The organism is Chloroflexota bacterium (assembly GCA_016219275.1).
Classification (GTDB): Bacteria; Chloroflexota; Anaerolineae; order UBA4142; family UBA4142; genus JACRBM01.
The window spans coordinates 52,218-61,658 of sequence record JACRBM010000050.1 but is presented as its reverse complement, the minus strand read 5'-3'; the positions used below and the strand labels follow the sequence as shown (position 1 = coordinate 61,658).

General features: G+C 51.8%; 6 protein-coding genes and 1 tRNA gene. 2 read left to right on the top strand and 5 right to left on the bottom strand.

Going from position 1 to position 9,441, the window contains the following annotated elements; genetic code table 11:
- Positions 1-70 precede the first annotated feature (70 nt).
- Complete coding sequence (locus HY868_12885; GenBank protein ID MBI5303025.1) at positions 71-331, top strand: hypothetical protein; 261 nt, start codon at positions 71-73, stop codon at positions 329-331.
- A 164-nt stretch (positions 332-495) separates the two neighbouring features.
- On the opposite strand, the gene HY868_12880 is transcribed toward HY868_12885, so the two are convergent.
- From HY868_12880 to HY868_12865, 4 genes are all read right to left on the bottom strand, one after another.
- Positions 496-3,528: an Eco57I restriction-modification methylase domain-containing protein gene (locus HY868_12880; GenBank protein ID MBI5303024.1), complete on the bottom strand. Its 3,033-nt coding sequence runs from the start codon at positions 3,526-3,528 to the stop codon at positions 496-498.
- A gap of 23 nt (positions 3,529-3,551) precedes the next feature.
- Complete coding sequence (locus HY868_12875; GenBank protein ID MBI5303023.1) at positions 3,552-3,746, bottom strand: hypothetical protein; 195 nt, start codon at positions 3,744-3,746, stop codon at positions 3,552-3,554.
- A gap of 227 nt (positions 3,747-3,973) precedes the next feature.
- The gene (locus HY868_12870) at positions 3,974-4,588 is read right to left on the bottom strand and encodes a DUF3800 domain-containing protein (protein ID MBI5303022.1); all 615 of its coding nucleotides are present in this window, start codon (positions 4,586-4,588) and stop codon (positions 3,974-3,976) included.
- Positions 4,581-7,991, bottom strand: a complete 3,411-nt coding sequence (locus HY868_12865; GenBank protein MBI5303021.1) for an NgoFVII family restriction endonuclease — start codon at positions 7,989-7,991, stop codon at positions 4,581-4,583. The genes HY868_12870 and HY868_12865 overlap by 8 nt, the downstream gene beginning before the upstream one ends.
- Positions 7,992-8,342: 351 nt before the next feature.
- On the opposite strand from HY868_12865, the gene HY868_12860 reads away from it, so the two are divergent.
- Positions 8,343-8,525: a hypothetical protein gene (locus HY868_12860; protein ID MBI5303020.1), complete on the top strand. Its 183-nt coding sequence runs from the start codon at positions 8,343-8,345 to the stop codon at positions 8,523-8,525.
- Positions 8,526-9,166: 641 nt separating this feature from the next.
- Here the strand turns inward: HY868_12860 and HY868_12855 are convergent.
- A tRNA-Thr gene (locus HY868_12855) sits at positions 9,167-9,239 on the bottom strand.
- Between the last annotated feature and the right edge of the window lie 202 nt (positions 9,240-9,441).

Genomic DNA, 9,441 nt, shown 5'->3' with positions numbered 1-9,441 from the left:
GATAGGCATGGAGCAGCTCGGGACAACGCTGATGAAAGAATTCGGCAAGACTACTGCGTTTGGGTAATAGATGTCCCGCAAGTGCGGGATCGTTGCCCAGGTCATGCAAAATACGCGTCGCCCCCCGCTTGGGATGAAGCCGTTTCAAAAGCAGAGTGTGTTCAGCGACGATCGGATCAAACGAACTCAAGGCACCTATCCCAGGTCGTGCGGCGCGAGTCTGGTGCAAACCAGCGACGCCGTGGTCGCGTCCAACCCGCCACCACCAGCGGACACAACTTTCCGAGCAGTGCTGTTGTTGCGCCAACTCGTGGATAGAGTGCCCAGCTAGTTTTTCGCGATATATAGATTCTCGCTGCGCAACGGTCAACACAGTACGGTGTGACATAGTTCTCTCCTTGAGGAGACTTGATTCCTCTGAGAAAAACTATATCACCGTCCTCAACAGGGGGTACGGTTATCGCTGGACTGTTGGGGGTCGAACCTTAATGGACTTTACAGCTGCTCTGTGACTTTGGCATCCAGAATACCAAGGTTTATCGGGAACGTTTCAACCTCGGGACGATTCATATTCCGACAATCAGACATCAGGTATGTATAAAGATAGTAGGCGTTTGAAAAGTAGATCGCCAACATCAAATCGGCGTATTGCGCGGAAAAATATATTTCCTTTAATTCTGTTGGTAACATTGGACGCTCGTGCTCATCAAACATTTTTGGTGGGCAGTCGTAAAAGAGCACAAATGCACCGAAAGTTCGACGATAGTAAATCGTACCACTTGTTCGCGATTTGACAGTAACAAACTCGGTTAGGGTCTTTTTTACATCTACTAGTTTTGTGAATACATCAAGCCCTGTTTGACTGCCAATTTTTGGGATTGCACGTTTAACCACTGCACTCGTAATTTGCCGAGGGATTCGCGTGTATGTGAGTCGTTGAAATAGCAAACTTCGTTCCTGTGCATACCATTTCTGATAATATGTTGTAAACAACTCGTTTTGCCTTCCGCGCAAAACTATTGGTATGCATAATCGCGGATTCGCACCCTCGAACAGGCAACTTGGGTGTATATTGAATGAACTGACAAAGCACGTTCCTGACTCAAGCACCAGTTCTCGAATTGAGTGATAGCCGGGTGTTGCAACAAGGGAGACAGGAACAATCATACTGAGACAACCCTTACTTTGCAATAGATTGAGGCTTCGTTCAATCACATTTGCATACAGATTACCGCAATCTTCAGTTTTATATCCACGCACGGTGTAATCACCCTTGACCTTGCCGTACTCTACATACGGTGGATTGCCGATGATCACATCGAAGCCACCTCGTTTCAAGATGCCGTAGAACTCGATGAACCAATGGAACGGTTGATGCGCCGCACGCCATTTTTCGACTGTCGCTTTTTTGTTCGGGTCAACGCCGTACTGCTTGGCAAGATAGCGATTGAGTTCCGCTTCCAACGTGCTCAAGCGGTCGCGCAAATTCTGTTTGTCGGCAGGCGTGACTGTTCCACCCAACCTGGTTTGTTGCTCACGGAACATCTTGAACGCGCGGTCCACCAATTCGGCGCGTTCGTCAATCCGCGTCATATCGTCGTCGAGATCCATTCTGCCTTGTGTGTCGCCCAGCACCGCTTTCCGCACTTCGTCGTACGTCGCAAAGCCAACCAGCGAATTACCTGCACGGATATTGAAATCAATATCAGGTAGCGGCTCAATGTCTTCAGCGCGTTCAATCTGGGCGACGAGTTTGAGGAACAAGCGCAGTTTACAAATTTCCACCGCCTCGCCCATAATGTCCACGCCGTATAGATTGTTGACGATGATGGATTTCAAAATGAAATAGCGGCGATTCGGATGTTCGGCAACGCGTGCCAACACCTCTTTGAAATCGCCGAACTTTTCGGGACGACTCTTTTCGCCCGAACGCTCCAACTCATCCAGGAACACTTGCATTCGATCCAAACACGCTTCGTACAACGCTTCCAAGATATTCAACGCAGCAAACAGAAACGCACCCGACCCAACCGTTGGATCGAGCACTGCCAGAATTTCGAGCGCGTGCCACAACGCGCGGAGTTGATCAGGATCTTCAATGTGCTCAATCACATCTTGCGCCAATTGGCGAATGTCCAGATTGAATGTGATCAGATCATTGACGTTTTGGATTTCGCGATTCTCAATTTTCGATTTCAACTCGGCGTAACGATTGCGCCGCGCGACGACCTCGCGCCACGTTTCTGTCGGCAAGGCAACTTCAGCAGGCGCAGACCTGTTCCATTCAGTTCGCTTTGCCACATCCTTGATGCCCGCCGCAATCTCTTTGGGTAGCGACTGGTCAACGCCGTGCTTTATCGCATCATAAATGTAGCGATTGGGATTGGCTTGCAAAATGGGTGCGATCCGCGCCGCGCCAATCCCCGCCGCATCGAACAGGTGCGGAATAATCGTCTCTTCGCCGATGTATCCCGTGATGTCCTCTTTGGTATAGAACGCGCCCATCTGCTTTTGATTGATGTACTTTTCAAAAATATAACCCAGCACATCGGGATTGATTTCCTTGTCATCGCGCAGAGGTCGCTCGTCGAGATGCCACTGGTATTCGTCGAAGAAAGCAAACACCTTGGCGAACGCGGCATCGGCGATGTCAATGTCCTTGCCGTAGCGTTCTTCCAGCGGATGTTTGGTGAACAAGCCACCGTTGAGATACGGAACCTTGCCAAGCAATGTATTCGTCGCCGCCGAACGTTCGCTCGCTTTTTTCGCAAAACCCTCAAAGAATAACGTCGTGAGAAAATGGGAATAGAACCGATCCGCGCCGCTCTTCTTGCTTGTTGCGAGACGATTCCGCAAATAATGGACATCCCCGTCCAGAAAAGTTTTGCGCTGAATAAAATAGATGAACATCAAGCGGTCGAGCATCACCGACGCATACCAGCGTTCGTCCGCTTCATCCGAGATACCCTTGACGAATTTTAGGAACGCGGCGTGCTCGGTTTTGAAACGCTCATAGAACTTTTTGGTCACGCGCTCCAGGTCAAGACCCGCCCGCACCGCGCCTGCCACCTGCACAATCGACAAATCTTCTTCTTGCGCGAGCGAGAATGCCAACGCCTCCAATTTCTGAATTAACGGCTCGCCATCTTGCGCTTTGCTGAAATGATGCTCGCTGCACGCGGCAGGTTTGCCCGCTTCACGCTTGACCCATTGCCAAACCTGGGTCGTCTGCGCCGCATCGGTAAAGATAATCAGATGCTCGTGCGCCGATTTGACGACCAGGGAATCAATCTTGCGCCGCATCGCATAATTCGGAATCGCGCGACTGTCGGTCGGCGTGCACGTGAACACACCGAACCCGCGTTTCTGCGCGACGGCGACAAGTTCGTACCGCTCCGCGTGACCATCCACCTCGACACGCAGAGCGAGCCGCGTGGTGCTTTTATCCCAGCCCAACTCTTCGATAAAGAGCGCGCAGAAATCAAATGCTTTGAGATAACGTTTGGCAAGTGGTTTGTTGATCGGCATTTATCTACACCCCGTAATCATTTTCATTTCTTCACCGCCCCAGGTTTTCGCGACTTGCGCGCTTGCTTGCGCTTGATGCGACGTTCGATGGCTTGTTTAATGAGCGCAAACTCGGGTTCGAGTTGCACATACGCGCGGCGAAATTTCGGATTCTTCATTTGCTCGTTGAAGAATTCGTCCACCGATGCGCCGGGTGTAGATTTTTTCGATTGAGTCATTTCACCCTTTCAGCCAACTCCCTCAATCCCAGCGAACAAATGATGCGCGATGACTGCGATTTGATTGGGCATTTTACGCGCTTGACGCTAAACTATGAATGCCGTATAATGATGATTGACCGGACTTGTAAGTCCTGGACCTGTTGCTCCGATGTAAGTCGGTGCTACTCCGTCAGCGCAAGCTAGACGGTGAGAATCAACTCCCAGGGTGAGCCGGTTTTTCTTTTTCAGAATCCGATGACTGATTCCCCCACTTGCTTGTCCTCAATGACTCGGTAGTACGTGTCATCCTCATGCGCGTATTTTTGAAAGATGCTCCACGCGACCACGTCCGCCGCTTGCAATGCTCTTTCGTTCCGCGAGTCTGCATTTACGAATGTCAACGTGCTTCCTACCGGTTGCGCGTTCACAATCGTGTTCGCCAGTTTATCCCACAAACTCGCTTTGGTGTAACGGCGATCCATCGTCAAAATTACGCGCGAGTGCTGTGCCAGAACCAGCCGCACACACTCGGCGCACGTCGCGCGGTACCAATCTTCCGGATCGTCCGGCACGCGCGCCGCTTGTTTGTCCAAAATCGCCGCGTAAATTTGAATGTCCAACTGCGCCAGCCGGTTCAACATCTGAAAAATGAGTTTGGGCGGACTGTGCCACGCTTTGATTTCGGGAATTTCGCGCAACTCTTTACCCAAACTTTTGCGCGTGCGCGTAACGACTCGTCGCAAAGGTTCCAGATTACTGCACACAATCCCGGCGACCACCAGATAGCGCGAGGAACGCGCGCTGTGTCCCGTATCCCCAGCTTCGTCAAACACGCCCTGCATCAAAACCAGATCACTCACGCGCCAACTCCCTCAATCCCAACGAGCAAATGATGCGCGGTTCCTGGGTCTGTTGTTCCTCTTCGACGATGCACAGCCGATCATCTTCGCGCAAACTGATGACAATTTCCGCGAGTCGTTCATCGGGAATACTCGCGCGCAGTTGGCGATTGAGCGCATCTACCGCCGATGAGCGCAAAGGATAGCGATAGATTTCATCAATCGCTTTCAATAATTCTTGCGTCTCGAACAATGTGCCTTGGATGCTTTCGGCGTACCGCTTCAAGCGTTCGTACGTGCGGAAGCGCGCGCCGGACGGTCGCCCCAATTGTCCGCCCACCGTTTTTTCATCGCGCACAATTTTCTCGACGCCCTGCCGAACTAGGTCGTGGTGCTTTTCATCGCGTGGTATTGCCGGCGTGTCCGCTGAACACTCCGCCGCTTTGAGAATGGCATACTGCGATTCGGTGACACTCTTGCCATCCTGGTCTACCCATGTGAGCGCATCATTACCTTCGGCTGTGCGGAGATAGACCAGCACGCCTTCAGGCGCCTGCGCCGTAGACGTATGTGCTCGCGTTGAGAACGCAATGGGTGGCAAATTCGGGATTGTCGTTTTGAGTGCTGGGTCGGCGTCAGTTGCGTTTTTCCAAATCTGGTACGCGTACGATGCCAAATCCACCTCGGTATCCGCTTCACCGTCGAGGATACCAGACTTTTCCGTGAACAAGTCGCGCACGGTTTGATCGTTACGGTCGTCTTCAAAAAACATTTCATCCGTGCCAACCACTTCGGCATTCTCTTGCAAGCGTTGGCGCACGCGCGAACGCAAGCGAATGATGCGCTCGACACCATCGGCTGGTAGAAATGAGTAGCACAGTATCTCTTCCGCCAATTGTCCAATGCGGTCCACGCGTCCGGCTCGCTGGATGAGGCGAATGATCGCCCAGGGCAAATCGTAATTCACGACGATGTTACAGTCCTGCAAGTTTTGACCTTCGCTCAACACATCCGTCGCGACCAGTACGCGCAGTTCGTCCTCTGGTTTGATGTACTCGCGTTGATTGTTGCTGACCGGGCTAAAGCGCCACGCCAACTCGGTCGGGTCCGCCGAATCACCCGTTGCGCCCATGAGTTTTTTCAGACCGCGCGCTTTCAACTGTGCTTCGAGATAGTAGACTGTATCGGCGAACTGGGTGAAGATGAGCACCTTGTCGCGCGGATGTTTTTTCGTCAATAGTTTTTCGAGCGCGTTCAATTTCGCATCGCGCGCCGGATCCCAATCGCGGCACAGCGTGAGAATCCGTAGTAACGCGTTGGCATCGCTCTGCAAATCGGCGACCAAATCCATGTCTTTGGCGCGTGATTTCTTTGCCGATTGATTCTTGAACAGTGCGGAACGCAACCACTTGAAGCGCGTTTTGTATTGCGTCGCATACTGATTGTAGATTTCTGCGGCGCGTTGTTTGAAATCGGTTTCGGTGCGCAGCGCATTCCCCGGCATCACGCCTTGCGCTTCGCCATTCTCATCGTCAAACAATTCCGCTTGCGCGCCGCTATCCTCGTCCGCATCGTTCACGCGCGCATCGAGCAGTTCTGCGCCTTGCGTACCCAGCGGAATCGGCAAATCGTTTGCGAGTGCGTGCAGGAAAATATAATTACGAAGAATGTGCCGCTCGACCGATTGCACGAACGCCGAACCGCTACTTTCCAAACGCTTGAACAGGTTCGTCCGGCAGAAACCCATCAAGCGTTTGCCCGCGCGGGACAGGTCTTGCAGAATTGCATCCTCAGCCGGTGTTAGGAGCACACGCGGCGGATCCGCATAGTTGCCCATGCCATAGCGGGGCAAGCACAAATTATTGATCGTGTCCACCACGTCGGGCGCATACATGCGTGCGTACTGATCGTTCGGATCGGCATCGTCAATCTTGAATGGCACTTTGCGCGGCAAGCGCGTTGGAAAGTAGGATCGTCGCCCGTCCGCAAAGGTGAGATACCGACGTCCGTGCTCGTCCTGGTTCGCGTAATTCGTCTGGATGAAGCCGCGTGTGCGCCGCACGAGATACAAGCGCATCAACTCGCGCCAGTCTTCGGTAGAATCGCTTTTCTCGAACGCGGCAAGCGTGCGCAAGCCGCATTGATGCCGGCGGATAAATTCCGTTTCGCCAATCTCGCCAATCAAGCGTTCGGGGCGAATGCCAATGTCCTTGTCCTCGGGCACAAACAAACGCAATTGATTCGAGAGATCCAGGTAGGTCTTGTTGTACGGTGTCGCGGTGAGCATCATCACCTTGCACTCGTTCTTTTCGATGTACTGTTCGATGACTTTGTACCGCTTGCCCTCGCGGTTCCGCAAGTTATGGCTTTCATCCAGAATGAGCAAACGATGCCGCGGGAGACGCATTAACTGATTCTGAACCTGGCTCAGCGACATAACCGTCGCGCGCAAGCCGTACCGCATCCGATAATCATTCCACATCTTGACCAGGTTTTTGGGACAAATAACCAGCGTTTCGAGGAACTGATCGTTCTCCATGATGCTCGCGACTGCGGTCGCCATCAGAGTCTTGCCCAAGCCAACCACGTCACCGATGAGGACGCCACCCCGTTTATTCAAGTGATGTGCCGCGATCTTGACCGCCGCTTTTTGAAATTCAAACAACTCACGTTCAAAGCGTGCGGGGACGCTGAATTCGGCAAGCCCAGCGCGCGCTTCTTGCGAAAGGTGGTATGCCATATCGAGGTAGATGTGATACGGCGGAATCATCTCTTCGCGTGCCCAGGATTGCTCGATGATCGTCGCGAGTTCGTCCGAAATGTCCACGCAGAATCGGTCGCTCCACTGTTCCTCGAACCATGCGCCAAGTTTCTGGCATGCATCTAGGTCGAGCACGTCTACATTCAATTCACCTTGCTTGGAGAGACCTGCCATCGTGAGGTTGCTACTACCGAGGTAGCCAATGATGGGGTTGATGGGATCGGAACGAAAGAGGAGATACAGTTTGGCGTGGAGTTGGTGACGCAAAAAAAGTTTGACGACGACTTGCTTGGCGCGGATTTGTTTTGCAAGACGACGCAAGCCGGCTTCATCTGCGCTCGTCGGCGCGCCGATGGTCAATTGTTCGCGGAAATCTTCGGCGAGTTTCTTTTTCAGGCGGATTGTGGTTTGATTATCAATGCCGCTTGATTCAATGAGTCCGATGGACTCGCGCAATTCGTCCTGCGGTAACTTCTGCATACCAACGAGCAAGCGACAGCGATTTTCTTCGCCGCCCGCCCAGCGTTCAATATAGGCGTCAAGTTCTTTCCATCCTCGCAAGTTGAAATAGCCGACACAAAAATCAGCGCGGTTAGCAACATGCAATGTTTCTTTGAGTGCTGGCGCAAGGTACTGTCGAATGTTGTCAAAGATTCGCGGCATTGCGGTATCCTCGATTGGAATGAAAACAAACACCCGCCCTGGTATCCATTTGACCAGAGCGGGCATTCGTGCTACACTCTCGACCGTCCCTGGTGGTCTCTCACCTCGGACAATGCCTCGCGGGTTCTGCGAAAACTCCGCGGGGCTTTTGTTCTACATTATACTCTCTGTAGTTGATTTTACAAAACCAGTGTGTGGCTTATCAAACTGGGGAATGCCTATCTCTGACCTGCTCGAGCATTCGCCGAACCCAGAAGTGTCTGGGGCTTGCGCTCTGACACATTGAAGGGAACGCCAAAAGCTGAAAAAGCCATCTTGACAAAATGTATATACGGGGATAAACTGTAGAAGATGACAAAAGATGTGATGCTTTCGCCTATCAGGATTGAAAAAAAACTGCGCAATGACAGCGCAAAAGTAGCCAAACGAAAAGGTTGGACGATCTCATTTGTTGTTCGGTCAGTGCTACAAGCATTGGCACGTGGCGACGAACGCGTTATTCGGATTGTCGAAGAAGAACTGAATAAAAAATAGGGCAAACGAGTGTTAGCAGCACTCATTCGCCCTCTGCCCGCAGTGGTATAGCCCCCACCACGAGCAGTCGTACTATCATTGTATTTGCAATAGCGCAAAACTCACTTTGGGATGCACAAAAGCACCCGTTTTCAGGCGTTTGAGCCGCGATTCTCTACAGGGCGGCTTTTCCTAAAGTGACTTTTGCGGTATTGCTTGTATTTGCATTTCCTGGGGCTGAAAAGCCCCTTTTTCTTTTCTATCGTATCACGGAAACACGGTAACGGAAATCCGTGATATAGAAATCACGGCAAAATCACCAGTTTCCGTGATTGTAGGATTGGCTCTCCTGTGGTTTACTGAGCAAAATTATCTTGAAGGGGAGTCCATGAGCGAGAGCACCGTCGTATTGATGGTAATGGTGAACGTGCTCTGCGCGATCGGGAACTTGTTAGTTCGGATCGAGCGCCGCTTGTGCGCGATTGAAAAATCGTTCAAGCGGTAGATATGCACAGACCGTGTTCCCACAGATCAAAACACGGTCCGTGCACTTTCAAACCTTTGGAACTGTCCCAGGTTTAATTGGACTTGGGACCATTGGAGATCCTTTGCAGTCCTAGACAAATAGAATCCCTCGTTTGAACACCTCTGTTCATTCGTAAAGCCACCTTTCAGACTTGAACTGAAAACCGGCCGCTTACGATGCGGCTGCTCTACCGATTGAGCTAAGGTGGCGCGAATCTTTTCGGGTGGGAATATACCACACTTTGCGTTTTTTGCAAAATGCCTGTGCGGGAGTATAATCGGTCTGGATGTTCTGCCTGCCTCGTCCACGCGAGCAGGTTGCCTGGTTGTCCGCTGGTGGAACCCGAAGCGCGGTTTAGTTTGTAACTACACGGCGTGTCGTTCGTAAATACTATTGCGCGTCTGTTTGAAT